The organism is Segatella hominis (assembly GCF_019249725.2).
Classification (GTDB): domain Bacteria; phylum Bacteroidota; class Bacteroidia; order Bacteroidales; family Bacteroidaceae; genus Prevotella.
The window spans coordinates 202411-227788 of the sequence record NZ_CP137560.1; the positions used below are offsets into that span (position 1 = coordinate 202411).

Sequence of the window (25378 nt, forward strand, 5' to 3'; positions counted from 1 at the left end):
TATTCCTTGAACAAATATAGAAGTTTGTTATGGATAGCTTATGGCTACGTATGATGATGAATCCTGGAGGCACCCAATATCTGCCTCAGAACATCAACGGCATGAATATTCTGCCATTGTTCTATGGTAAGCAGATTGATACAGACGACCGAGTTCTTTATTGGGAATTCCCAGGTAAGCAGCGTGCTGCGCGCCACGGTGACTGGAAGGCTGTTACCATCAAGCCTAACAAGCCTCTGGAACTCTACAATCTGCATGAAGACCCAGAAGAGAAGCATGATCTCGCCAAGAAATATCCGGAAATGGTAATCGGTTTTGACAAGGTGATGAAGGAAATGCGTACTCCATCAGAGAACTGGCCAATACCGGAAGATGCGGAAAGTGGGAAAAGTAATCGGCTTTGAGTAAATATCAGTCACGCTATCTTTCAATTTAACATTCAACATTTCTCTTTCAGCATATTCCAAAGGAACAGCGCAACCATGCTCCTACCACCACATTGGCGCACGCTCCACAGTACCAGCGAAGAAATCAAACACAGCGCCTATAGTCCCCACATGACAATGGATGTTCGAGAGTACGTCCATTTTCCTGCTTTGGCGCTGTCATACCAATCCAGAGGAGATCAGGGTTAGCCGCATTGATAGCATCAATGATAGCCTTATTATAAGAATGAGCATTTACAGTATTAATGAGCAATTTGCCCTCTGGCAGCGAGGCGAGTTCCGCCTTACTACCCAAAATATCCAAAGATTTTAAACAAAACATTATAGTAATTTTTTAATTATCAAATATAAGCGAAGCTAAAGGAGTCTCAATCATAAGAATTTTACAGCGCCTTTCCAACCTCCGATAGGGAAACACCACAAAAACAGCAATCCTCTAGCAAGGCGGTCCCATCCCGCACAAAAAACTGACGAGACCTCTGATGGTCCGTCAACCCTAAAGCGAAGCGGTTAAGAGCGACAGGAGGGAGCGGTTACATCCTCTCCCTTCTGAGAAGGGCAGAGGCTTGGAGAGGGATGTGGAGCCCTCTTTGGAAAGAGCGGGCACTGAAAAAGTCCCTTTTGGGGTTATGGTAGTTTAACATTCTGCTTTTAAAAGAGCCTCCCTAAAAGTTGCATATGTGCAATATTTTTTGTATCTTTGTAGGAAAATGCAAGGACTATGCTAGAGCAACAACAGACCATATCATTCAGTGATTATTCAAGTTTGTATGACTTGATTATCCCAAAAGACAACCTGCTCCGCCAGATTAATGACCTGATGGACTTTAGTTTCGTATACCAGGAATTGCAAGACAAGTATTGTCATGACAATGGTCGTACAGCAGAGAGTCCTATTCGTATGTTTAAGTATCTCCTTTTAAAGGTGATCTATAACATATCGGATGAGGATGCCCGTACAGGACATAAAACAGCTCATTCTTCATTCTTTGGCTATAAGACGCATATGGCTATGAGCGATGAGAGAATTATCACCGCAGCTGCTGTCACTTCCAGCGAGAAGGGTGATGGACAGTAATTGCCAGAATTGATAAAAAAGACAGAGGAAGCAGGAATGGAAGTTGATTCCATAGTAGCAGATAAGGCATATTCCAGCAAGGAGGATCTCAAAATGGCAAAGGAAAACAATATGCGCCTCTCTGCTCGTTTAAGCTCTGCAATTGATGGTAAACGAACAAACAAACTCCCTTTTGAATACAATAAGGATGCAGATCTGTACGTCTGCCCAGCAGGGCATCTGGCGAAATGGAAAGAGATGAATAATCGCAAAAATGACAAGCGTCACAGAAACTCCAGCATTTTATTTTGATGTGGACAAATGCAAGGTCTGTCCATTACGTGAAGGTTGCTACAAGGAAGGAGCCAAGACAAAAACATATGCGGTTATCATCAAATCGGATGAACAGTTGGAGCAAATCGAATATCAAAAAACAGAAGAGTTTATAAATCTTTAGAGGAAACGATACAAGATAGAAGCCAAGAACTCCGAACTTAAGAATGTCTTAGGATATGACAGAGCCCTGTCATACGGTTTGTCGTGCATGGAAATGCAGGGAGCTTTGATTATTTTCGCTGCAAATGTGAAGAGAATCATCAAGTTGATGCAAAATGCATAAGGGGGAAGCAGATTCCTCTATATATTGCCGAATTAAGCGCCAGAAAACGCTATAGAAAGCTATTTGGGGCTATATTCCTGTCCCAAAAAGTATTCCACTTTTTTTAAAAGATGAAATGCTTCTTGGTCAAGAATTAAAGTTCAAAAACAAGCTATGCAACTTAAAATTGGGTACCTTTTTCAGTGCCTTCACTGGGCTAGGAACTTTTGGGCCTTCAGCCCGTACTTGAACCACATGCGAAGCTTCGTGTTAATATAGGTTAACTTCATTAACAAAAACACTTCTTTTCCGTTTATGTAGTAGTTTTGAACAAATAAAACAAGTGAGAGCAAATGACAGAGAATGAATTCATCCATATCGTTCCGCAGTTGCGGCAGATAGCCTTGCAAATCAGTCAGGGTTATGGCGTTGGCTGTGATGAGGCTGAGGACATCGCACAGGATGCGATGCTCAAGCTCTGGGCTATCAAGGAAGACATTCTGTCTGCTGCTCATGCCAAAGGTTCGATGGGCTGCATTACCAAGCATCTTTGCATCGACTTCTTTCGCAAGCGAAAGATGATTTCGATAGATGCCCAGCCTTTCGATAAGTCGCCTAGCTACTATGCGCCGCCCGATGTGGAAGTGGAAAACTCGGAGAACGAACAGTGGCTCCAAAAACGCCTCAAGGCGCTGCCCTCCAACCAGTATCAGGTGCTTTATCTGCGGCAAGTAGAGAAGAAAAGCTCTGAGGAAATAGCGCAAATCGTGGGTATCACCACAGAATCTGTATCCGTGTTGCTTTCGAGGGCAAGAAAGCAGATGTTGCAGGAAATCAAGAAAAGATGTCGATAGCCCTTATATATAAAAATAGGTATAATTAATAAAGGAGGAAAAATTGATATGAAAGAAAAAGATATACGTTTGTTGCTCAATTGGTTTATGGCTGGTGAGACTACTCTTGAAGAGGAGGCTCTGCTAAGGGAGTGGTTTCGCCAGCATCCCGATGTGAGCGATGACCTGAAGGAATACCAGATGATGTTTGGATATTTCGACGAGGGGATGCCCCTCGAACATGAGCCGGGGATGCCCCTCGAACATGAGGCTGAGAAGTGTGAAGAAAATGTCGCCCATCCAAAGACTTCAAGGACTTCAATGTCTAAAGCGAGAATGCGCCGCCTATGGTTGCCGATTAGCATGGCTGCATCCATCGCCCTGCTCATTGCATTTGCTGTTCCTCGCATAGGGAAACAGATAGGACAACAGGCAGGACATCAGGATGATTCGAAGATGGCTCAACTCGAAGGCAGAACGACTCCGGAGGATACAGATTCAGCTGTTGTTCAAAAGGAAAAAACGCCAGATGCCGATCTCTCCATGCCTGAAAAGATAAAAAAGTCGGGTGATTCCGTATCTCCCAAAACAAGGAAGCACAAGCAGAGGAAATATCGTCAGCATCTGTTTGCTCCTGCTCCTCCAAAGCTTTGGATAGCTCAGAATATTGCTACCGATTCTTTGTTGGCAGAGCCGGAAAAGCTTGCCGATAAGCATCTCTGTGAGATGGAGGCACAGCAGAATGAAATGTTCTTCAAACTCTATCTCATCAATGCTCTTCAGACCCAGTTGCTTAATGCCGATATTGCCAGTGCCTCGTTCGAAAGCGAGGAGAATGTGCATGATGAGGACCATGTGAGTGATGACCAGGAGGTTTATTAACAAGAAACAATTAAAAAGAAGAAGAATATGAAAACAACTTTTAAATTAGCATTTGTGGCTTGCCTGTTGGTGCTCTCTTCAGCTTGCCATGCCCAGAAGCCTATACCGAACATCGACCAGGCTTTTGATAAATTCGTACAGGATTTGTCGCAAGACGACCTCGTTACTTCTTCCACGATGAATACCTATAATATAGGTATGATGAAGGGATTTGAGTTCGCCGTTCCCAGGAAGAAGCAGAAAATGGTGGATACTTTTCATAAGGCTTTGTTGAGCAATAGTCGTCTCGCTTATATCAGTTTTACCAAGAAAGCGGGTTCTGCCAGCATTGAGACGAATCGGGTGGGATATGGCAATAACAATTCCACGACCTACGAGTTTGGTGCTCACAAGGACCGCAACTATAACCTGCAGTATTTCCGTGACTGCAAGGATTCTACCATGCGATATGTTTATGCCTTGGTATGGTATCCAGGAAAGAATGATGTGGTATTGGGCAGTGTGTATAAGTTCCACTCCAAGGATCCGCAAACCTATAAGAAGCCATCCGCCAATGTGAAGTCATTTTCTTATACGCAGCCATTCTCTTATACGAAACCGTCTGTTCAAAGTCTGGATTCTCTTGTCTTGCTGGCCAAGAACTTCAAGTTTGACAAGAGTTTGGCTGGCAGTTATTATTTCGATGAGACTCCTCCCAAGGATGCGGCAGAGTTTATGATGCAACTCAATACGCTTCGCGCTGCCTTTAAGAATGCCAAGGATTTATACCCTTATCTCGGAAATCAGGTGTTTCGGCGTACCCTCCAGACGGGCATTGCCAACAAAATAGTCAAGCTTTGTAAGGGATACGGCAAGTTGCTGAATGCTGACGAGAAGAAGTTCTGTGCCACTTCGCTGAATAAGATGAAGAAGGATACAGACGATGAATATCTGCAAAGTCTTCTGGAACTGACTGCCAATTCTTTGAGAAAGTAGTAAGTTCTTGATGTATAAGCTTTGGAAAATGTGGAATTCTCTCTCAAAATATCGCTTTTAAACGATATTTTGAGAGAGAATTCCACATTTCCTAGACTATAGTCTTGCTATAATTTTGTATCTTTCCTCTATAAAACGAAAATGATTTCCCTCGCATAGGGTAACCTTCCAGTTGAAATGTTAAAACTCCGAAAACTTGCTCAAACAATTCACCATCACTGTGCAAAATACAAAGAAAAATACTATCTTTGTGCACGTCAAGACCACATACTGCTTTCATAAGCCTACATTTTTGAAGTTTAAAAAATCAGTTTACGAACACTGCTTCAAAGATAATTAATATTTTTGTGACTCAGAGCACGTTAGTAGGATTTTTTGCAGTTGTGGTCTTGATTTCTCAAAAAATAAGGCAAATCTCGCACAATTCGAGGGAAATCATTCAAGTTTTTTATTATACTGGCTTATAATTCAGAAATTTTATCTAAATTTGCAATGCTAAATGATATTTTAAATGTGGGAGATTGAATCTCCACTTAGAATAGGAGTTTTTTGATATGAAAAAATATTGAATCCTTATCTGAATAAGGAAGGTTACAACTGCGTTTGCTGCGCACCAAACAATCCGGTAGGATTGCACCTTGAGTTTTGGGAAGAGAATGAGGATGTTCTTACCATCTGGAATCCTGGTGAGAATTATCAGGGATGGGTAAATACCTTGCATGGCGGCATCATTAGTATGCTGATGGACGAAGTGGCAGGCTGGGTCATCAACCGCAAGCTGCAGACTACTGGTGTTACGATGCAATTGAACGTGAAGTACAAGAAGCCTGTGATGACCACCGATTCGCAGATTACGGTGCGTGGTCACATCGCCAGGCAGCGCCGCAACATCGTCACCATCCACTTGACCCTGGAGAACTCCAAAGGCGAGGTTTGTGATGAGGGCGAAGCCGTCTATTTCACTTTCGGATCAGACAAAGCCAGAGAAATGGGCTTCGAAGGTTGCAAGATTGAGGGGGAGTAATAGCCTTCTATTTGCTGATACCACTACACCCTTGCTTAGAGCGTTCTGTGGAATTGAAATATCAACCATCAAAATCAGTTTTTACAGCATGCTACTCAAATAAAAATAGAATAAATAATTTATAAAATATGATTTCATTTGAAAGTGACTATAACAACGGAACCTTGCCGGAGATTTTGGAAGCGCTAGGCAAGACCAATGACGAGAAGACTTCCGGATATGGATTTGACCCCTATACAGAAGCCGCCAAAGAGAAGATTCGCAAGACCATCGGCATGGAAGATGCGGATGTTACCTTCCTCGTGGGTGGAACCCAGACCAACACGACAGTCATCGATTCCGTCCTCTTGGGATGCGAGGGAGTTATTTGTGTGGAGACAGGACATATCGAGGTACATGAGTCTGGAGCCGTGGAAGCCTTTGGCCACAAGGTCATTACCTTGCCCTCCACAGATAGCAAGCTAAATCCTAATACATTGGCTTCCTATATGGATATCTTCCTGGCCGATGAGACCCACTCGCACATGGTTCAACCAGGTATGGTATATGTCTCCATGCCTACCGAACTGGGCATGGTATATACCAGAGAAGAACTTGAGGCACTCTATACCACTTGCCAGAAATATGATCTTCGTCTTTTTGTTGACGGAGCACGCCTGGGTTATGGACTGATGTCTGAGGCATGTAATTATGACCTGCCTTTCATAGCCCGACATTGCGATGTATTCTACATCGGTGGCACCAAGGTGGGAGCCATGTTTGGCGAAGCTGTGGTATTCTCCGGCATGAAGACTCCCAAATACTTCTTTACCAATGTGAAGCGACATGGGGCATTACTTGCCAAGGGAAGAATGCTCGGCATCCAGTTTGATACCTTGTTTACTGACAATCTTTACTTCAAGGTGTCTCGCCATGCCATTGCCATGTCTGAACGTATCCGAAGCATCTTCTGCAAGCATGGCATCAACATCGCCTACGACTCGCCAACCAACCAGCAGTTTGTCATCCTCTCCCCTACTCTTTATGAGAAACTCTCGCAAAAGGTGGCGTTTGAAATTTGGGAGAGAAAGAGCGAGACTGAAATCATCTGCCGTTTCGTGACCAGTTGGGCGACCCGGGAGGAAGAATTGGAAGAGTTGGACGAGATCTTACAGAATATCCTATCATAAAGAATATAACCGACATCAATATGCAAATACTCTTAGCATCAGCCAAAATCATGAATGCTGCCACATCTGTGGACATTCCGATGAAAAGCAAGCCTAAGTTTCAGGAACAAGCCGGACTGTTTGCCTTGGAACTTTCCACATGGGACACAAATCGTCTCATGAAGGAATTGAAATGCAGCCAAGCCATCGCCCTGGAGAATCAGCAACGATATCAGAGTTTCTGGAACGAGGAAGAACTGTTGCCTTCCATCCTTGCCTACTATGGCCAGGCATATAAATATCTCCAGGCAGACAACTTTAGCCAAGATGATTTTGCTTTTGCACAAGATCATCTCTTCATCACCTCTTTCCTATATGGTCTGTTGCGTCCTTTGGATATGATTCATCCTTATCGCATGGAAGGAAAGGTAAGGCTGGATGCTACTAAGGGAATGAATCTCTTTGCCTTTTGGAAAACTTATCTTACGAATATGTTGATTGAGGCTGTGAAAGCAAACGATGGCATCCTCATTCATCTAGCCACCGAGGAGTTTGAGCATCTCTTCGACTGGAAGCGAGTTTGCCAAGAGGTAAAGGTGATTCAACCTTTATTTTATGTGGACAAAGGTGACACCATCAAGATGTTATCCGTCCATGCCAAAAGTTGCCGTGGAGCCATGACTAAGTTCATCATTCAAAATCGGATAGACCAGCCTTCAGATATATTCAATTTCGAGTTGAATGGATTCAGATATGCTCCCAACTATGGAGATGAACTCCATCCTCACTTTATTAAGAAATAAATTTTAATTTACAAACGATAAAAGACTTACGATTATCGAAAATTAATCGTAGAGATAGAATATGCGTTCCATCATGTGCCACTTTTCATCGCTGGTAGCACCTTTGCCGCATTTTTGAAATTTGCCTACCACTTCTTCCCATTCTGCTTGTCTTGGGAGTGTGGCAAGTTCTGCCATTGATTTGTCCCAATCGAAATCTTCCGGCGCATCAACTATCATCACCAGTCTGTTGCCGAAGATGTAAATCTCCATCTCCAGAATGCCTACCTGTCGGATTCCATCTCGAATTTCCTTCCATTGCACACCCTCGGAATGCAATTTGCGATATTCACGGATAGCCTCTTCATCCGATTCTAACTCCAACCACTGTACGTAGCGCTTGGTGGCTACGGGATATTTCTTCTGTTTATAACCTTCCATCAATTTCTATATTTAATTCATGTTTTACGTTCGTATTCTGTTTATTTTTGCAAAAATATAAAAAAAGTATGAGGAAAACAAGTCAAACTATTGATATTTTGTTTATTTTTGCAATATCGTTTTGCAAATGCGGCATGATCACTAAGGAAATACGGCACATTAAAGCATATTTTAAAATATATCACCATAAAAATTATATCAGATGAAAAAACTATTTCTATCACTCGCCTTTCTGCTCCCTGCTATGGGAATGATGGCACAGACACAGGTAAAGACTGCTGAAGGTATCCTCGAAGGAAAGGATCTCTCTGGCATCAAGGTTTTCAAAGGTGTTCCATTTGCTGCACCTCCTGTAGGTAATCTCAGATGGAAGGCTCCGCAACCTGTACAGAAATGGGAAGGTGTGCGCGAGGCTAAGGAATTCGGAGCGAACCCGATGCAGGAACCTATCTTCGGCGATATGAACTTCGGAACAAAGAAAAATAGCGAGGACTGTCTCTATCTGAATATATGGACTCCCGCCAAGACGATGAAGGAGCATCTGCCGGTATTGATTTATTTCAATGGTGGAGGATTGATGGCTGGTAGCGGAAGCGAACCTCGATATGCGGGCGATGCGATGGCGAGAAAGGGAATCATCTCTATCACTGCCAATTACCGTGAGGGCATCTTCGGATTCTTTGCTCATCCTCAGCTCTCCAAGGAGACTTCCTATAAGGGCTCAGGAAACTATGGTTTCATGGATCAGGTGGCTGCTATCCAATGGGTAAAGAATAATATCGAGGCTTTCGGTGGTGATCCTAACCGCATTACTATTGTAGGAGAATCGGCTGGTTCCATGTCGGTTAGTGCCCTGATGGCTTCTCCTCTCTGTCAGGGGCTTTTTGCACAAGCTATGGGTTCGAGCGGTTCGGTGATGGGATTCAAGAAGATTGCTACCCAGAAGGAAGCCGAGGAGAAAGGCGTGCAGCTTGCCCAGAAAATAGCCGAGAAGATGGGCAAGAAAACGGGCAAGAAGGTGAAAAAGAACGTAGGTATGAAGAACCTCAACGAACTTCGTGCCCTGCCTGCCGAAGAACTGATGATGCTGGCGGGAGTAAGAGCGGTTCCTGTCTATAATATCGACGGATATTTTATGAAAGAACAGCCTGTAGATGTCTTCGCCAAGGGCGAGCAGACCAAGGTGCCTCTGCTCATTGGTGGCAACAACCAGGAGATGACTCCATGGGCGGTGTTGATGGGCAAACAGCCTACCGTTGAAAATCTGAAGGCTGGCGCCAAGGCTACTTTCGGAGAAGAGAACATCGATGAACTCTTCCGTCTTTACGGAATCAACAGCGACAAGGATGTGTTGGAGCAGCCGGGTGTGAATCTGGCTTCGGATATCTTCCTGGATTATTCTACCTGGAAGTGGGGCAACATGCACAAGCTGACCGGCGGACAGCCAGTTTACCGCTATCGCTATTGTCATCCTCGCCCAGCAATGGCCATCAAGGGCAAGGTGGCAGCTTTGGCTGGCGGCGTGGTAGATGCTAAGGAAGGTGCAGCTCCTGCTCCACAGGATAAGGGAGCCGTTCACTCTGCCGACATAGAATATGCAATGGGCACTTTGCCTACCAACCGCGTGTTCAACTGGCAATCGGAGGATTACATGATCAGCGACATCTTCAGCCAGTATTATGTAAACTTCGTGAAGACCGGAAATCCAAACGGTCTGGGTCTGCCGGAGTGGCCATCTACCAACGGCAAGTCCGTAGCTCCTGTGCTTCAGATAGATGTGAATACTGAGGTAAAAGCTGATGCCCAGATGGAGAAGCGCTATGAGTTTATTGACCAACTGTTTTGGAAAGAAAAATAATCTTTTTGCTGCATTCAAAAGCTTTATAATTTTGTCGTAGATAGAATGATAAGGCTGATAAAGCAGAATAAATAATAGAATTCATGTTTCAGAAATTCATCATCAATAGAGAGGGTGTACTGAAATTCGGACACGTCTATTTGCATCGTGATATGCTGGCTCCAGGAGAGCAATGCACATACGGTGGAGGACTATGGAAAATCGACGAAGGTCGGGGAGCCATAGTCCTCTATGGTCGAAGTTTCGATTTCGGTCCTCCCGATTTTGACTACGTGAAACAGATAGACTGGTCGGGCTTGGGGGGCACCCCTCGCCCACTGCTCTATCTGCCCCATTGGCCTAATGAAGAGGAGATTGTGCCAATCATCGTGAAGTAATTTACCGACACCAGTTATTACAAACCTATTACATTCCTCATTATTCACGTTAAATTCAATTAAGTTTCCACTTGGAACTTTCGCTATTTCGGATATTTTTCCTAATTTTGCGCCACGTTTCTAACGATAGAAATGAATATGAAAATTCTATGATAAAGAATCTGATTATTTTATGATAGGAATCAGATTCGCAGGAAAATAGAAATAATTAAGTATTATATATAAAATAGGTAAGAAAAGAAAAAATGGAACATGTTTTTACTGAATCGATGTTTTTGGTGGGCTTCGTGATATTCATTGCTGCCATTCTCGTATTAGACATGCTGGTTATCGACCGAAAGGCGCATGTAGTTTCCATCAAGGAAGCTGGCTCCTGGACAGCAGTATGGATTATTCTCGCTCTCGCCTTCGCCGTATTCATCTACTTCCATGGCGATATGGTGCACGGCATAGAGAACTTTGACGATTTGAAACTGATAGCCTCACGCTATGCTTCTCATCTCAAACTGGATCCGAATGACTATGAGGCAAGTCTGCAGCAATATCGCCACTACATGACCATCTCTTACATCTCAGGTTATCTGATAGAGAAGACGCTCTCGGTAGATAATCTTTTTGTGATGATGATGATCTTCAGTTCATTCGGAGTGGATAAGAAAGATTATCAGCACGTATTGAACTGGGGAATCTTGGGAGCCATCGTACTTCGCTTCGTCTTCATCTTTGCGGGTGCAGCCCTCATCAGCCGATTTGCCTGGATATTGCTCGTATTCGGAGGATTCCTGGTTTACAGCGGAGCCAAGATGTTCCTGAATAGAAATAAGAAGGAAGAAATCAATGCTCTCGATCATCCGGTGGTGAAGTTCATGCAGCGACGCCTGCATCTGGGTCCGCTGGTAATGACGGTAGTGTTCATCGAGTTCTGCGATTTGATATTTGCTTTCGACAGTATTCCAGCCGTATTCTCAGTATCACTCGACCCATTCGTGGTGTTCTTCTCGAATATCTTCGCCATTCTGGGCTTGCGTGCCCTCTTCTTCCTGCTGGCAGCGATAGCCGATAAGTTCCGCTATCTGAAGGTGGGTGTAAGCGTGCTATTGGTGTTCATCGGTATGAAGATGCTCATCCACGATTTCTTCGAGATTGATGCAGTAGCTTCTCTCGTCATTATCCTTCTCGTATTGCTCGTCAGCATCGGAGCATCGGTTGTAATTCCAAAGAAACAGGAAGCTTAAATTACAGAAAATTGTATAGCAAAATAAAAGGCTAAAGCAAAATTCATATTGATATTGCAATATGGATGAAAGAAATTCCCGATAAAGAAAGTTCTGTTTGCAAACGTTAAGTTGCAGGCAGAACTTTTTTGTATTGTTAAATCTAAGTATCCACCATTCCGTATAAGAACATATTTATTCCATTTATGAAGATATTTGTAAAGTTTATGCCAAATTTATCTGTATTTATGTTAATTCTGTGCCGTAGCTATGGCTATGGGAAGTCTAACCAGTTGCCATACGAAAGAGGCTTCTAAGGATATTATCCAAGACAACGTTGATAATGCTGTAGCTCAACTTACGCTACAGACCGACATTATCGAGAAGAGCGGTAAATTCCTCAATCCTCGTACGTATGAAAAGGGTAAGATGAACTAGAAGTCATCTTCTATCAGCCAGGCACTTTGGCTATAGGATCTACCACCTTTAGCTTGTCTGCCTTAAATGATTTCAAGTATTTGTTATCTATAATCTGCTGGATGGCAGCATTTTCTTGAAGCTGGTACGCGTCATCGACCTTCAGAATACAAAAAAGCTCGATAGTGGTGCCAAAAGTGCTTAAAAAAGCAATTTTTGGCACCACTATCGGCGCTTTTTGCGTATTTTCCATCGTTTTTCCATTATTTTACATTATCTTTGCAGAAGATTTGCTGCACTCGGCAATCTGAAAGCAAGCTTTCATTGCGCTCATTTGCAGCATCTTTTCCGCCAGATTAAAGAAATAAAGATATGCTACAAAATATCATTGGAAGAAAACGGGAAATTGAGCTAATCAAAAATTGCGTCAGTTCCAACAAACCCGAATTCATCGCCATCTATGGTAGAAGACGAATCGGCAAAACATATCTCGTCAAACAACTATTGGGCGAGAAGTTTAGTTTCTATATGACGGGTGTGTACCAATGCACCAAAAATGAAATGCTCGCTTACTTCAGCGAGCAGCTGTCGTTGTATTCAGGAAAGAAACAGGCAAGACCTAAAAACTGGTTCGAGGCATTCTCTCAACTGCGTGCTTATCTCTCCACCCTATTGGCAGAAAGAAAACAAATCATCATCTTCATAGATGAACTGCCATGGCTGGATACACCGAAGTCTAATTTCATCCGAGCCCTAGACCTGTTTTGGAACGGATGGGCTTCAGACCAGCCAAACATCAAGTTCATCGTCTGCGGTTCTGCTACCACCTGGATGACCAATAAGCTTTTGGGCGACAAAGGCGGCTTGCATAATCGGGTAACCAGAAAGATTTACCTCGCCCCCTTTGACCTTAACGAGACAGAGCTTTTCTTACAATCAAAAGGTATCGTATGGACACGCCATCAGATAGCAGAATGCTACATGATTATGGGAGGCACGCCATTTTACCTCAATATGATAGACAAGCAATATAGCTTGCCTCAAAATATTGATATGCTTTTTTTCGCAGAAGGCGCAGAACTCTCCAATGAATACGAGTTCCTGTTCCGCTCACTCTTCAAGGATTCCATACTTTACCGAAGAATTGTGGAACTTCTTGCCAAAAAAAAGATGGGTATGACAAGAGAAGATGTGATGAAAGCGTTACATCTCACATCAGGCGGAAAACTGTCTGAGGCATTCAATGATCTCATCAGCTGCGACTTCATCAGAAAATACAATTCTTTCGGGAACAAGTCGAACGGTGCCATGTATCAGTTGACCGACCTCTACACCTTGTTCTATTTACATTATATAAAAGGTAAAGAGGAGACCGACGAACATCTTTGGAGCAACATGATAGACTCTCCGTCCCATCGTGCCTGGAGCGGTTATGCCTTCGAACAGCTCTGCCTTCACCATATCTCGCAAATCAAGAAAAAGTTAGGTATCCTGGGAGTACAGACGAATGTTTATTCCTGGCAACAGAAAGCCAACAAAGAAAAAGGAATTGAAGGTGCACAGATTGACCTTATATTAGACCGCAGAGACCAGATTATCAATCTCTGCGAAATGAAGTATTCTCTCCAGGCATACGACATCACCCCTGCTTATCTGCAAAAGCTGCTGGACAGAAGAGAAATCTTCCGCCAAGCTTCCAATACTAGCAAGGCACTTCATCTTACTTTCGTCACAGCTACAGGAATAAAAAAGAATGCCCAGGAAGGCATGATTCAGAGCGAAGTGGGATTAGACGATTTATTTGGTGAGAAAGTTTGAATTTGTACTTTTGCCATGCCATTCAGAGTTTTATTTGTTATTTTTTACTACACTAAGATAAGTGAAATTTTAGACATAAAAATCCTGAGCAACTTATTGTTGCTCAGGCACTTATAAGATATTAAATTAGAGTGTTGCGAAATTAGGGATTATTATAAATCCTCACCATTAGCATGATTGTATTCATTGTCATAAAACATTGTTATGTAGTATTCTCCATAACTTTCACAAATTCTAAACCATACAGGTTTCATAAACATCATTTTCATGCCTATTTTTATTGCTGCATTTTGAATTTCCTTTGTCTTTTGGGTACAAAACCTTTACTTACCAGTTTTTGTTTCATCTCAGATTTAAAACTGTTATGCTCTTCAAGCGGTCCCTCGGGGATCACGTGATGGGGAACTGGTGAACAAGAGACGAGCAACGAGGGATCACGAGGCGGGCAACGAGTGCCCAAACAAATGGCTATGATTTGGGCAACGCATCTATCATCATCAGTCGCTTTTTTGACAGATTAATCCATTTAATTGAATCAGATTTGTTATTTTTTTGCAACAAGATAAGTGAAAGTCTGCTTATCAGTAACTATACGCAACAGATAGATACCTGCAGGAATGCCTTGCAGAGAAAGCGAGGCTTGATTTCCATTTATATTCTCAGACTGTTTAAGGAGACTGCCACTTATCTGATAGAGTTTGATGTTTCTCAAACCACTACCGGAAACTGATAGTTGATGACTTTCGAGACGGACATCAATGGAAGGAGCTGCATTTACAGAGGCTCCGATTCCTGTAGATGTGTCCTGGGAAATAGCGAGGAGGTCGCCTTTACGCTTCAGGTAATACACGGGTCCCTGCGGATTGCCAAGTTCGATTTCCTTGCCTTCTATCTCCCCCATCACCCTCATGCGATAAGTATGACCATCTACAAAAGCCAAATTGTTCTTGCGCAGCCAATAACTGTAAAGGGGAACCTCGAAGGTTGAAGAAACACTCACTTCATCATCGATTCCCCGCACCTGTATCTTTTCCTTTGTCTCTGTGTCTTCACCCATCAGCGTTATACGTCCTTCATAACTTCTGCCTTCGGATGCGAGCAGCGAGACTCCCAATTTGAAATTAGCATATTTCGTCATATCAATAGTGCCTGATTCTATTTTCTCGTGGGAATCATCAGCTAAAAAGACTTCTGCTTTCGCCATTAGCGGCTTTTCCTGCGCTTTCTCCACCTGGATAAATGCAGCCTCCCGGTCGTGGATTAGGTTGACAGGATAGAACATCGTTTCTGCTTCATCGCCTGAGATGATGAGTTTCACTTCGTAGCATCCTGGAGAAAGATTTGAAGGCAGAGAAAGCAAAATTGGAATTTCGGTTTCGGTAAAACCTTCGATTTCGCTGAGCTGATCGACACGGGTATCCATCACGACCTCTCGACTATCATTGAGCAATTGTACTCTCAAATAACAGTCACGAGGTACTCCATTGAGATTTTTCAGCGAGAAGAATGCCTGTACTTTTTCCCCCTGTTCTACGCTGCCGATGAGTCTTGGCTGCGCCATTAACTGGAAATGAGGTTCTTCCGAATAGATTTCAGATATGCGCCCAGTTCTATCCTTCAGTTCCACTTCTACCACAGGCGCCTTTTTTATCAGAAAGAACTCATCCCACGACTGATCTTCTTTTCTGGCAACACATACAGGAAGGAGACGATAATATCCATCCTGAAGACCTGAAAAATTCAACTTGACAGGTTGTGCTTCATTGATAAGATAGTCGTTCCCCATCCATCCGGCATGATCGGCACCATAGATTCGCTGCGTAAAACCTCCCAGAGCATGATCATCAGAATAGGCAACCTGCATGAGGTTCCCATCCACATCATAGACTGCTACACCAATATCTCCCCGGAAAGGCTTACCCCTGTTGACGAATGAATTCATTTCCACTGTAATCGTCTGTGATGGGTTGAAATTCTTGCCAGTTGCCTCTTTTATCAGTAGCGAACCACCCTCATTGAACATCAACTGTGGGGAATTTTCCAAGAGACTACGGTCTATCTCCGGATATTTCCCATTATCGGGATGTGCTAAGATAGCCATGATAGCACGGTTGAATGCCAGCGGCTTACCTTGGAACTCACTACCTGTCTGCGAAACACTGAGGTTGGTGAGTGAATAGTAGCCATCACCCTGTCCCTCCCAACCGAAATTCATGTGGAAGAGTCCATTTTCATCAAAACCATCTGTCACCCATGCATGTCCGGAAGCAGCACCAGCCGGTCTGCCTTCCAGATAGACAGGACATCCATTGAGGAGTTCCTGCCGCAGGATTTCTGCAAAACGGGTAGGCCCTTCTATTGCTTTGGTTGCGTAGGCAGCCGAATAATCAAAGTTTTTTAGCAGAGCCTGATAGGCAAATATGCCCTGTGTTCCGCTGGCATTAGGTGTATATTGCATGAAAGAAGCCACGCCCACATCACTCATCAGCAAGGCAACGGCATCTTCCTGTTCTGATGTTGCACGAACAGGATAACGGTAGTCGGGCAACATATTCGCCCAATCATAATGAGACTGACTGAAGTCTGCACTTTTCTTGGTATGATAATAAGTTACCTCATACTCATTCTGTCCCTTTCCCTGAAGAGGCCATTGATGGTAATACATCAATTGTGCGATGGCAGTAGCCACACATCCGCTATAGGGGTAACCTGTACGGGCATTAAAAGGATACGACTGTCCCCATCTGCTTTTCAGTAGAGGAGATACGGTTTGAGAAAACAGACCAGAGCGGGTTGCATTTCCGACAACTACCTTTCCTTCTTTCAGCACCTCGTATGTCTGGCGATACCCCTCCAAGAGGAGTTTTACGCAGGGGTTGGCATTCAGCGTGTCGAGTGTTCCCTCAGTACTGTAAGCCAAAATTTCCCCCATCTCATCATCGCCAGAGACAATCACAAATCCGCTTCCCCTGGCATCATTATATATATAATAAGGTGTATCAGCTGTTTGAGAGAAACCTTTAGATTTTGCCTTTACCTCTTGGGATTGAGGTAAGGTGACGTATCTTTGAGCTATCTTCGCTGCTTTGCGAGGATTGATATTTTTACTATATACTGCCGGACTAAAGGCTAAAAGGAAACAGACGATGGCCTGTGAAAGGGCTATCGAGGGGGAAAAGGACAGGATACTATGAATAACTTTCATGATGACTGTAAGTTGATAATTATTAAAATCTAATAGTTTTATTGATTGTAGAAATATCCATTTCTATATTTTTGCAAAGATACAAAAAATATTCATAATAGGCTCGTTTTGAACAATATTTTATAACAAACTCTAATTCCGCCGCCCTACACCGCACCCATATTGTCATGAGTTGTTACGTTAATACTGTGAGTCAACGTGTATTATTAATAAAGCATAAAGTGGTCAATTTTTTTTTTTAGTTTCTATCAGAATAATGCAATAGGCTTCAACTGCTTACGAAGCTGCTTTCATTGCTCTATGAAATAGGCTTCATTGACTATCGAAGCCGCTTTCGTATTTCGAGGCTTTACTATTCAAGTTTATGCTTTAGTAACGACAAGTTTTCAATAGGGGTGCTGAGTAGTTACTTATAGTGTTTGCCGTATAATGTAGGTTTTGTAAATTAAGTATTGGCATATCTGTTCTTGCCGATAAATTATCATTTATCTGACGATTGAGTTCTATTTTTGTTTCAATGGCAGAAAGGACAGATGCAATTTTTCTTTAGTATCATCATTATTTTTCTAAAATAAACATGTGGTAAGAGTGAAAAATAGCACTTACTTTTTGAATATTGCAGTTGCTGCAATATTCAAAAAACCTCCATTTTATTCTTCCTCCATTTTATTTTCTATTTCTTCTATCTGTGGCAAAGCCGAAGCGACATCAGCAAAGAGTTTTTCTGTTTCGTATTGTGCAATGCCCATTGGTTGAGTAATGCCACGAAGCGAGAACTCTGCTTTCTTGTTGCTCTTAGTACGGCAGAGAAGCAAGCCAATGGTAGGCTTGTCTTCAGGTGACTTTACCATGTCGTCAACAGCAGAAATATAGAAGTTCAGTTTGCTAACGAACTCAGGTTTGAACTCCACGGCTTTTAACTCCACAACAACATAGCAATGCAGTTTGAGATGGTACATCAGCAAGTCGATATAGTAGTCATCACCATCTACCGAAATGTGGTATTGCCTGCCAATGTATGCAAAGCCACGTCCCATTTCAAGGAGAAAGTCTGTAATCTTGCTTGTCAATGTTTTCTCAATGTCAAGCTCATTTTGGAGTGCCACTGTACCCAAAAAACTAAAATTGTATGGGTCTTTAAAAATATACTTCGCCAAATCGGACTGAAGAGGTGGCAAGGTTTGCTCAAAGTTATTGATTGCATGCCCTTTAGCATGGATATATCCATTTGCTATCTGCATAAGCATCACATCACGACTCCACCCATTCTGCGCAGTTTCTGTAATGTAATAAGCTCGTTCGGCAATGTCTTTTACTTTCGATAGAAGCGAAATGTGATGATACCAAGTAATTTGTGCAAGTGGAACTTGCACAAAGCCTTTGTCATCTTCTTTAAATTGGTCAAGTACCACTTGACCAATTGGAATATTTTCCATTTTTGCAAGCGGCACTTGCAAAAATGGAAAATCTGGATACGCTTCAGCGAAACGTCTCATACTTTTGAGATTACTCAAAGAGTATCCTCTATCATTAGGGAACTTTTGGGATAAATCAACAGATAATTTTGATATGATATTTGCTCCCCAGCCTAATTGTCTCTGCTGTGCTAAAATTCGTTTGCCCAAAGTCCAATATAACGCCAATGTGTCAGCATTGACATTAATTGCGGTACGTAGTTTTGCTACCTCTATAAGATGCTCTATGTCTTTGCGCCATTCTGCATAACCATCAGGCAGCAAATCGGTATTTGCGTTAATAATTTCATTCATGCCTTTATTCCTTTCCTACATTTCTATTAAAGCTAAGACTTCCGAGTTGCTTCATTATCTCATCTTCCAAACGATGACTTTCAGCGAATTGTTGTGCAAGCGTAGTTCTATAATCATTCATTCGCTTACTTTCAGCCACCATTTCCCCATGGTTGTTTGGCTTTTTTACCTCCACGAAGCAAAGAGGTAAACCATTGACAAACAAAGTGATGTCTGGGCGGAATTCATCTTGACCATTCTTGCAAGTGAACTCAGCCGTAAAATGAAAAATGTTGGTTTAAATCTTTCATAACATTCAATTTGTTGCTTTAAATGCAAATATAGTGATTTCTTTTTATAAATATATGTCAACAGATTAATCTTTAACAAGATATAACAAAGAAAGGATAGCCCGTGAAAGGGCTATCGATCTACACCATTTATTATTTCACATCCGGATATATCGCAACTTTAATGACTCCATCCTTTCTGTTTTCAAAGATATCGTAGGCTTCTTCGATTTTTGAAAGAGGGAAACGGTGGGTAATGAGAGGAGTGGTGTCTATCCTGCCCTGAGATATCAGATGCAGGATTTCCTCGCAGTCGCAACCATCTACACCGCCTGTCTTGAAGATGAGATTTTTGCCATACATATCTGGGAGAGGTAAGAGCTGAGGTTTATCGTACATCGCCACAATGGTAACTATCGCATTAGGACGGGCACATTGCCATGCCAACTGGAAAGTATCAGGACCGCCTGCTACCTCCATCACCACATCCGCACCACCGTGCAAACTCTGTTCCTTGACAAAAGCCTCGCAATCCTCTGGTTCTACCACCAAAACCTGCGGATAATGCTCCTTGATAAAAGCTCTTCTGGCTTCTGACTTCTCGCAAACGATGATTTTCTGCGGATTCTTCAACAACGTGCAAAGCAAACAGCACACTCCCGTAGGTCCTGCTCCGATAATCAAAACTGTATCTTCTTCCTTGATTTCAGAAATCCTTGTTGCCCAGAAACCCGTGGCAAGAATATCTCCAACAAAGAGTGCCTGCTCATCACTTACATTGTCAGGAATCCTATTTAAGCCCGTAGTGGCATAAGGAACCCTTACATATTCGGTCTGCCCGCCATCAATACGACAGCCCAAAGCCCAACCGCCATGAGGAGAAGTACAGTTGTTCACATATCCATGTTGGCAGTAGAAGCATTCCCCGCAGTATGTTTCCACATTCACGGTTACTCTATCGCCTGGTTTCACATGGGTAACCTTCTCCCCTACTTCTTCTACGATACCCACCATTTCATGTCCCACAGTAATTCCGGGAATGGCACGAGGAACAGAACCGTGCTTGATATGCAGGTCGCTGGTACAGATACTGCTCATGGTAACTCTCACGATGGCATCGTGTTCATCTATCAGGATTGGTTTCTCCTTTTCGGTGAACCCAAATACACCTTGTTTTAATATATGTAAATGCTTTCATTATGACTGTAAGTTGATAATTGTTTTTATCTTTGTTTATCGGACTATTTTTCTTTTTGTTATCTGGCCGTTTTGTCAGATTGTCGAAATATTCATTTCTATTTTTTTGCGGAAATATACAAAAAATATTCGGAACCAAGTATCAAACGTTTACCCAAAAGCAACATGCTCAATCGTTTGCACAAAAAAAAACAGATAAATGGCTGATATTCAGGATAACGACTTTAAATTTTAGATAACTTTGCAACCGAAAAAGATGAATAATAAACAATTTAAAGATTATAAAAGATGATAAAAATTAATGATTCCAAACATTTAAAAGCACTACTAGCGATATGCTTCCTGCTTTTACTCCCTTTACAACTTTTTGCAAAGGATATCACGGTTTATTTCCGTGATGTAAATAATGAAAAACTTTCCTTGTACATCTGGTGGTACGGTGATAATAATAAAGAAGAACATCCAGTTGGAGATTGGGATGCGGCATACAATCACCACTATGATACCAAAACAATAGGTGGTAAAGAATGGAAATACTGCACCGTTACCATTGATGACAATAAGACAATGAATGTAATTATCCGAAAGGAAGGAGTAGCTCAAGGAAAAACACAAACTGTTGATATCACTGGTATAGACAAGGATACGTATTTGGAAACAAATGGTCATTTTCCAACTCCATGGTCCGGAACCTATGTACAGCAGCTGGAAGATAGTAAGACTGAAGATAGGCATAAAGAAATCATGATTTTCAACGAACTGACTCGCTCTGAAGCAGAAGGCAAGACCATCAACTACGAGGTGCGCATGAAGGCAGGTAATACTACCAAGAAGTTCTATATGACCAATGTGAGAAATCAAGAACCAGGTATCCACTCTATCAGTTCCAGTCTCTTTATGGTAGGTATCGCAGACAAGGATTTGCCAGGCGAAAACGGTAATCAAGTTGAATTCTATGTAGCAGGATCTGATGACGGACAGAAATATGACGATGGTACAACCATTACCAATGTATTCAGACCATGGGATAATAATTTTGATTTTACACAGCAGAAAGATCAAAATGGCAAGATTAAGCCCTATGCAGATTATTACAATTGCAAAAATGAAAGCGACAATACCAATACTTTCAAAATCACTAAAGGTTCAGGTGTGTCATATACCATTTGCCTGAATAACAGCAATTGGACAAAATCAGATTTTGAAACCAATAGTATAGGAGGAAATTCTAACCAATATAATACAAATAAACCAGTCGGTGATGACGATCATACTCGCTATGGAATCCGTAGTGTCAATGTTTATACCAACAAGGGTTTGACAGAAGATACAAAAGGCTATACGCTGATAGGTAACTTCTTGAAAACCAATGACCCTAACACGGATAACCAGGGCTTAGATATTGATGATAATTGGGCGCCTGATAATTCAGAGCGACAATACAAAATGGAAAGGGCAGAAAAGTTTGACAGTTCTGTAGGTGATCCTGGTGACATTGTCTATGAACGCATACTCAACAAGCCAGCCAACGAAAGCAATACTATGTTTTTTAATATCTGTCCTACCTCATTGCTGGAAGAAACAAGTAAAAATTGGGGAGGCTCTGAAAACTGGGATGGTACTGAAGCAAATAAAGACAAAATTATAAATGATAAGTGGAACTATATTATTCGCCCACAGATACAGGCAGGAAAAGATGCCATCTCATTGCAAGGATGCGTAGAAATAACCCCGACCGACGTGTATAAAATCAAGAATGACAAAGGTGAGGAAATAGAAACCTGCATCATGAACCGCAGCCAGGCATTCAATGCCAACATGGATGATAACAACTATTCTCAGTTCACTGTCTATCTCAATGTCACTAAATCTATGTACACTATTGTTCCAATGGAATCCATCGACCTGATAGGAAATGCCGTCGGCATCATCAACCGTGGTACGGGAGAGTGGCAGCAGGGACAATGGGAAAACGGTGAGCGCCAGTATCATTATGTGAGAATGGCAAGAAATGCTAAGCTTGACAAGACAACTTACAAAGATACAGACAGCGAGCAGACCACAAAATGCTGGGAATATACAGGTAAGTTCTATCACTATGATGTGGCAGGAGGTCGCGGCGGAGACAATGCAAGTAATGGTTTCCGATTCCTCACCAACCAGACTTATGTACGTAACTATATAGAGGATGCTTATCGCCCAGAGCATTTCACGGAAGAACAAAAGACGAACAGTGATTATCAAGAGAAGCTGGCAGTCAACAACCCTTATTGGAATGAGGTAATGCTTGACCCTTACAATGGCACAGACATGAACAATCCTATCACCCCATATAATCCAACCGGAAGCCCGATCTATGGAAGTCTTGGCAATGAGCGTGATGAAGGATTGCACATTGGTTTCGTACTGCCAGAGGATATTTATACCATGCGTTTCTGGCAGACTACCGACAAAGACGGTAAGGTTGTGAAGGCTTGGTACACATTGGGCGAGAGCGTGACACCTCCTGATCCATTACCAGCAAACACGGAAGTATATGATAACTTGAACTGTATCCGCACATTCAGTTCATCTGTGGCTTATCAGAAACCAGAAAAGATGAAAGTCTTCATCGTGGACCAATATAAAAATGGTCAGGCACACCTGAAGGAAATCAATTACATTCCTGCCAATACAGGAGTAATCTTAGCTTACAACAAAGCTGATGCTAAATATATGAAGAAGGATTCTGCGAACTTGGTATTTGTAGGCGATGCAGATAAAGAAGACCAACAGTATATCTTCGAGAAATTCCCTTCCATCAACTTTGTGGAGAAGCAGAATGCAGGCGAGGATATCGGTCAGAACTATCTGATGCCATCAGTTGCTTCGAAAGAAGTAAAAACAACAGAATACAAAGAAGAAAACACGAAGGAAATTGCTTATCGCAACTATATGTTTACCGCCTACAAGAAGAAGGGTAAAGAAAATTACACCTTATGTTTCAAGCGTGTGATCACAGGTAAGACATCGAAGAATAGTGCTTATCTCCGCTTGCCAGCAGATTTGTGTGGTGGCACAAAGGTAACAACCAACGATGAGAAGATTATCGGATCGTCAGCCCAGTTCCCTGAATATACTCCAAGTGCCAGCAAGGAGTGTTTCGCCAGCATCTTATGGGGAGATACTGAAGCTACAGGCATCCAAAATGTGAATACAAATAATGCCACAACAACTTCTACAGTGGCTGACATTTATTTCACTCTTCAGGGTGTAAAGATTAATAAGCCATCAGCTCCTGGCATTTATATTAAGAATGGCAAGAAAGTAATGGTTAGATAAAAAATCAAATATAAAGAAATTATGAGAAAAATATATCAGATGCCGAAGGTTAGAATCATCACCCTACCGACCATAGAAAATTTAATGGCCGGTTCTAATGAACCGGGTGTCGTTTCTTCTGAGCAAGGTAAAGGAGAAACCACAGGCGGGGATAGTTATATCGTCTTAGGTAAGCAATACAATGCTTGGAAAACATGGGATGAAGAAGAATGAAAAAGTACTTTGCTTTTTTACTCGCAGCCATAAGCATGATGCCTGTAGCTGCTAAGAAACAACCCCAACCGATGGGCGTATGATGCCATCGTATATTGGAATGCTTCACCTGAATATCTCGCCCAATGCCAGCCTTCGCTGCGACGTACTCCACTTTGATGCGAATGGAGCACTGGAGTTGGGCAACAAGATGTTCCAATTCATAGAGAAAAAGAAATTTTAGAAACCATAAGCAATTGCTTATCATATTAAAAAAGGTTTCGTTCCGTAGTATGGAACGAAACCTTTTATTAGTTATAAATACATTTACCTATATAAGATACTTATTCTATAGCTTATCTTTTGTAATAATCATAGAGGAAAGCGTCAAGAAGAGTCCATGACGAAGAGTCTCTTCTTCCCTTTTTTTTATTTCTCATCCGGATATATCGCAACTTTAATAACTCCATCTTTTCTGTTTTCAAAGATATCGTAGGCTTCTTCGATTTTTGAAAGAGGGAAACGGTGGGTGATGAGAGGAGTGGTGTCTATCCTGCCCTGAGATATCAGATGCAGGATTTCCTCGCAGTCGCAACCATCTACACCACCAGTCTTGAAGATGAGATTTTTGCCATACATATCTGGGAGAGGTAAGAGCTGAGGTTTATCGTACATCGCCACAATGGTAACTATCGCATTAGGACGGGCACATTGCCATGCCAACTGGAAAGTATCAGGACCGCCTGCTACCTCCATCACCACATCCGCACCACCGTGCAAACTCTGTTCCTTGACAAAAGCCTCGCAATCCTCTGGTTCTACCACCAAAACCTGCGGATAATGCTCCTTGATAAAAGCTCTTCTGGCTTCTGACTTCTCGCAAACGATGATTTTCTGCGGATTCTTCAACAACGTGCAAAGCAAACAGCACACTCCCGTAGGTCCTGCTCCGATAATCAAAACTGTATCTTCTTCCTTGATTTCAGAAATCCTTGTTGCCCAGAAACCTGTGGCAAGGATATCACCAACAAAGAGTGCCTGCTCATCACTTACATTGTCAGGAATCCTGTTTAAGCCCGTGGTGGCATAAGGAACCCTTACATATTCGGTCTGCCCGCCATCGATACGACAGCCCAAAGCCCAACCGCCATGAGGAGAAGTACAATTGTTCACATATCCATGTTGGCAGTAGAAGCATTCCCCGCAGTATGTTTCCACATTCACAGTTACTCTATCGCCCGGTTTCACATGAGTTACTTTCTCCCCTACTTCATCTACGACACCCACCATTTCATGTCCCACAGTAATTCCGGGAACGGCACGAGGAACAGAACCATGCTTGATATGCAGATCGCTGGTACAGATACTGCTCATGGTTACTCTCACGATGGCATCGTGTTCATCTATCAGGATAGGTTTCTCCTTTTCGGTGAAGCCAAATACACCTTGTTTAATATAAGTAAATGCTTTCATTATGATGATAAGTTGAAAATTGTCAAAATCTGATTGTCCTGTGAAGTGATAGAAACATTCATTTCAATTTTGTGCAAATATA

Annotated in this window: 19 protein-coding genes and 6 pseudogenes; 16 read left to right on the top strand and 9 right to left on the bottom strand. The window is 42.4% G+C overall.

Translation table 11 applies throughout. The annotated features are described in order from the left end of the window. Window positions 1-68: 68 nt before the first annotated feature. Window positions 69-404, top strand: a pseudogene (locus KUA50_RS16425) (arylsulfatase); the annotation flags it as partial. A gap of 87 nt (window positions 405-491) precedes the next feature. On the opposite strand, the pseudogene KUA50_RS16965 reads toward KUA50_RS16425, so the two are convergent. Then, window positions 492-666: pseudogene (locus KUA50_RS16965) on the bottom strand (WecB/TagA/CpsF family glycosyltransferase); the annotation flags it as partial. A 501-nt stretch (window positions 667-1167) separates the two neighbouring features. Between KUA50_RS16965 and KUA50_RS16435 the strand changes: the two are divergent. The 4 genes and pseudogenes from KUA50_RS16435 to KUA50_RS16450 all read left to right on the top strand — a co-directional run bounded on the left by KUA50_RS16435 (window position 1168) and on the right by KUA50_RS16450 (window position 4791). After that, window positions 1168-2122: pseudogene (locus KUA50_RS16435) on the top strand (transposase). 332 nt (window positions 2123-2454) lie between these two features. Then, window positions 2455-2955 carry an RNA polymerase sigma factor gene (locus KUA50_RS16440; protein WP_218456559.1) on the top strand — a complete coding sequence of 167 codons (501 nt, stop codon included), beginning with the start codon at window positions 2455-2457 and terminating at the stop codon, window positions 2953-2955. Window positions 2956-3003: 48 nt separating this feature from the next. Continuing rightward, window positions 3004-3816 carry a hypothetical protein gene (locus KUA50_RS16445; RefSeq protein WP_218456560.1) on the top strand — a complete coding sequence of 271 codons (813 nt, stop codon included), beginning with the start codon at window positions 3004-3006 and terminating at the stop codon, window positions 3814-3816. A 27-nt stretch (window positions 3817-3843) separates the two neighbouring features. After that, window positions 3844-4791: a hypothetical protein gene (locus tag KUA50_RS16450; protein WP_218456561.1), complete on the top strand. Its 948-nt coding sequence runs from the start codon at window positions 3844-3846 to the stop codon at window positions 4789-4791. Between the two features lie 166 nt (window positions 4792-4957). Here KUA50_RS16450 and KUA50_RS16455 read toward each other — a convergent pair. Further along, window positions 4958-5071: pseudogene (locus KUA50_RS16455) on the bottom strand (IS110 family transposase); the annotation flags it as partial. A 285-nt stretch (window positions 5072-5356) separates the two neighbouring features. On the opposite strand from KUA50_RS16455, the gene KUA50_RS16460 reads away from it, so the two are divergent. The 3 genes from KUA50_RS16460 to KUA50_RS16470 all read left to right on the top strand — a co-directional run bounded on the left by KUA50_RS16460 (window position 5357) and on the right by KUA50_RS16470 (window position 7766). Then, window positions 5357-5815, top strand: coding sequence for a PaaI family thioesterase (locus tag KUA50_RS16460; RefSeq protein ID WP_256624205.1), 459 nt, complete (start codon window positions 5357-5359; stop codon window positions 5813-5815). A gap of 128 nt (window positions 5816-5943) precedes the next feature. Beyond that, window positions 5944-6984, top strand: coding sequence for a threonine aldolase family protein (locus KUA50_RS16465; protein WP_218456562.1), 1041 nt, complete (start codon window positions 5944-5946; stop codon window positions 6982-6984). Window positions 6985-7004: 20 nt separating this feature from the next. Beyond that, the gene (locus KUA50_RS16470; RefSeq protein WP_022110911.1) at window positions 7005-7766 is read left to right on the top strand and encodes a YaaA family protein; all 762 of its coding nucleotides are present in this window, start codon (window positions 7005-7007) and stop codon (window positions 7764-7766) included. Window positions 7767-7808: 42 nt separating this feature from the next. Here the strand turns inward: KUA50_RS16470 and KUA50_RS16475 are convergent, their stop codons facing one another. Beyond that, window positions 7809-8186, bottom strand: a complete 378-nt coding sequence (locus tag KUA50_RS16475) for an L-rhamnose mutarotase (protein WP_022110910.1) — start codon at window positions 8184-8186, stop codon at window positions 7809-7811. A 202-nt stretch (window positions 8187-8388) separates the two neighbouring features. On the opposite strand from KUA50_RS16475, the gene KUA50_RS16480 reads away from it, so the two are divergent. The 4 genes from KUA50_RS16480 (at window position 8389) to KUA50_RS16495 (ending at window position 12073) form a co-directional block, all read left to right on the top strand. Continuing rightward, window positions 8389-10044, top strand: a complete 1656-nt coding sequence (locus KUA50_RS16480) for a carboxylesterase/lipase family protein (protein WP_218456563.1) — start codon at window positions 8389-8391, stop codon at window positions 10042-10044. Window positions 10045-10127: 83 nt separating this feature from the next. Continuing rightward, window positions 10128-10421: a hypothetical protein gene (locus KUA50_RS16485; RefSeq protein WP_218456564.1), complete on the top strand. Its 294-nt coding sequence runs from the start codon at window positions 10128-10130 to the stop codon at window positions 10419-10421. Between the two features lie 245 nt (window positions 10422-10666). After that, entirely contained in the window at window positions 10667-11656 is a 990-nt protein-coding gene (locus KUA50_RS16490) for a TerC family protein (protein ID WP_218456565.1), read from the top strand. Window positions 11657-11911: 255 nt separating this feature from the next. Beyond that, window positions 11912-12073: a hypothetical protein gene (locus KUA50_RS16495; RefSeq protein ID WP_218456615.1), complete on the top strand. Its 162-nt coding sequence runs from the start codon at window positions 11912-11914 to the stop codon at window positions 12071-12073. A 13-nt stretch (window positions 12074-12086) separates the two neighbouring features. Here the strand turns inward: KUA50_RS16495 and KUA50_RS16500 are convergent, their stop codons facing one another. Then, on the bottom strand, window positions 12087-12305 hold the full coding sequence (locus KUA50_RS16500) for a hypothetical protein (RefSeq protein WP_218456566.1): 219 nt from the start codon (window positions 12303-12305) through the stop codon (window positions 12087-12089). Window positions 12306-12424: 119 nt separating this feature from the next. Between KUA50_RS16500 and KUA50_RS16505 the strand changes: the two genes are divergently transcribed. Then, complete coding sequence (locus KUA50_RS16505; protein ID WP_218456567.1) at window positions 12425-13870, top strand: AAA family ATPase; 1446 nt, start codon at window positions 12425-12427, stop codon at window positions 13868-13870. A 544-nt stretch (window positions 13871-14414) separates the two neighbouring features. On the opposite strand, the gene KUA50_RS16510 is transcribed toward KUA50_RS16505, so the two are convergent. The 4 genes and pseudogenes from KUA50_RS16510 to KUA50_RS16525 all read right to left on the bottom strand — a co-directional run bounded on the left by KUA50_RS16510 (window position 14415) and on the right by KUA50_RS16525 (window position 20311). Then, on the bottom strand, window positions 14415-17075 hold the full coding sequence (locus tag KUA50_RS16510) for a C10 family peptidase (protein WP_218456568.1): 2661 nt from the start codon (window positions 17073-17075) through the stop codon (window positions 14415-14417). Between the two features lie 650 nt (window positions 17076-17725). After that, on the bottom strand, window positions 17726-18844 hold the full coding sequence (locus KUA50_RS16515) for a PDDEXK nuclease domain-containing protein (RefSeq protein ID WP_218456569.1): 1119 nt from the start codon (window positions 18842-18844) through the stop codon (window positions 17726-17728). Between the two features lie 106 nt (window positions 18845-18950). Further along, a pseudogene (locus KUA50_RS16520) lies at window positions 18951-19118 on the bottom strand (type I restriction endonuclease); the annotation flags it as partial. Between the two features lie 148 nt (window positions 19119-19266). After that, window positions 19267-20311 (bottom strand): annotated as a pseudogene (locus tag KUA50_RS16525) (alcohol dehydrogenase). Between the two features lie 287 nt (window positions 20312-20598). Here KUA50_RS16525 and KUA50_RS16530 point away from each other — a divergent pair. The 3 genes from KUA50_RS16530 (at window position 20599) to KUA50_RS16540 (ending at window position 24067) form a co-directional block, all read left to right on the top strand. Then, window positions 20599-23631 carry a hypothetical protein gene (locus KUA50_RS16530; RefSeq protein WP_218456570.1) on the top strand — a complete coding sequence of 1011 codons (3033 nt, stop codon included), beginning with the start codon at window positions 20599-20601 and terminating at the stop codon, window positions 23629-23631. 21 nt (window positions 23632-23652) lie between these two features. Further along, complete coding sequence (locus tag KUA50_RS16535) at window positions 23653-23844, top strand: hypothetical protein (protein ID WP_218456571.1); 192 nt, start codon at window positions 23653-23655, stop codon at window positions 23842-23844. A 79-nt stretch (window positions 23845-23923) separates the two neighbouring features. After that, on the top strand, window positions 23924-24067 hold the full coding sequence (locus tag KUA50_RS16540) for a hypothetical protein (RefSeq protein ID WP_218456572.1): 144 nt from the start codon (window positions 23924-23926) through the stop codon (window positions 24065-24067). 185 nt (window positions 24068-24252) lie between these two features. Here KUA50_RS16540 and KUA50_RS16545 read toward each other — a convergent pair whose 3' ends face one another. Beyond that, window positions 24253-25296, bottom strand: a complete 1044-nt coding sequence (locus KUA50_RS16545; protein WP_218456573.1) for an alcohol dehydrogenase — start codon at window positions 25294-25296, stop codon at window positions 24253-24255. Window positions 25297-25378 lie beyond the last annotated feature (82 nt).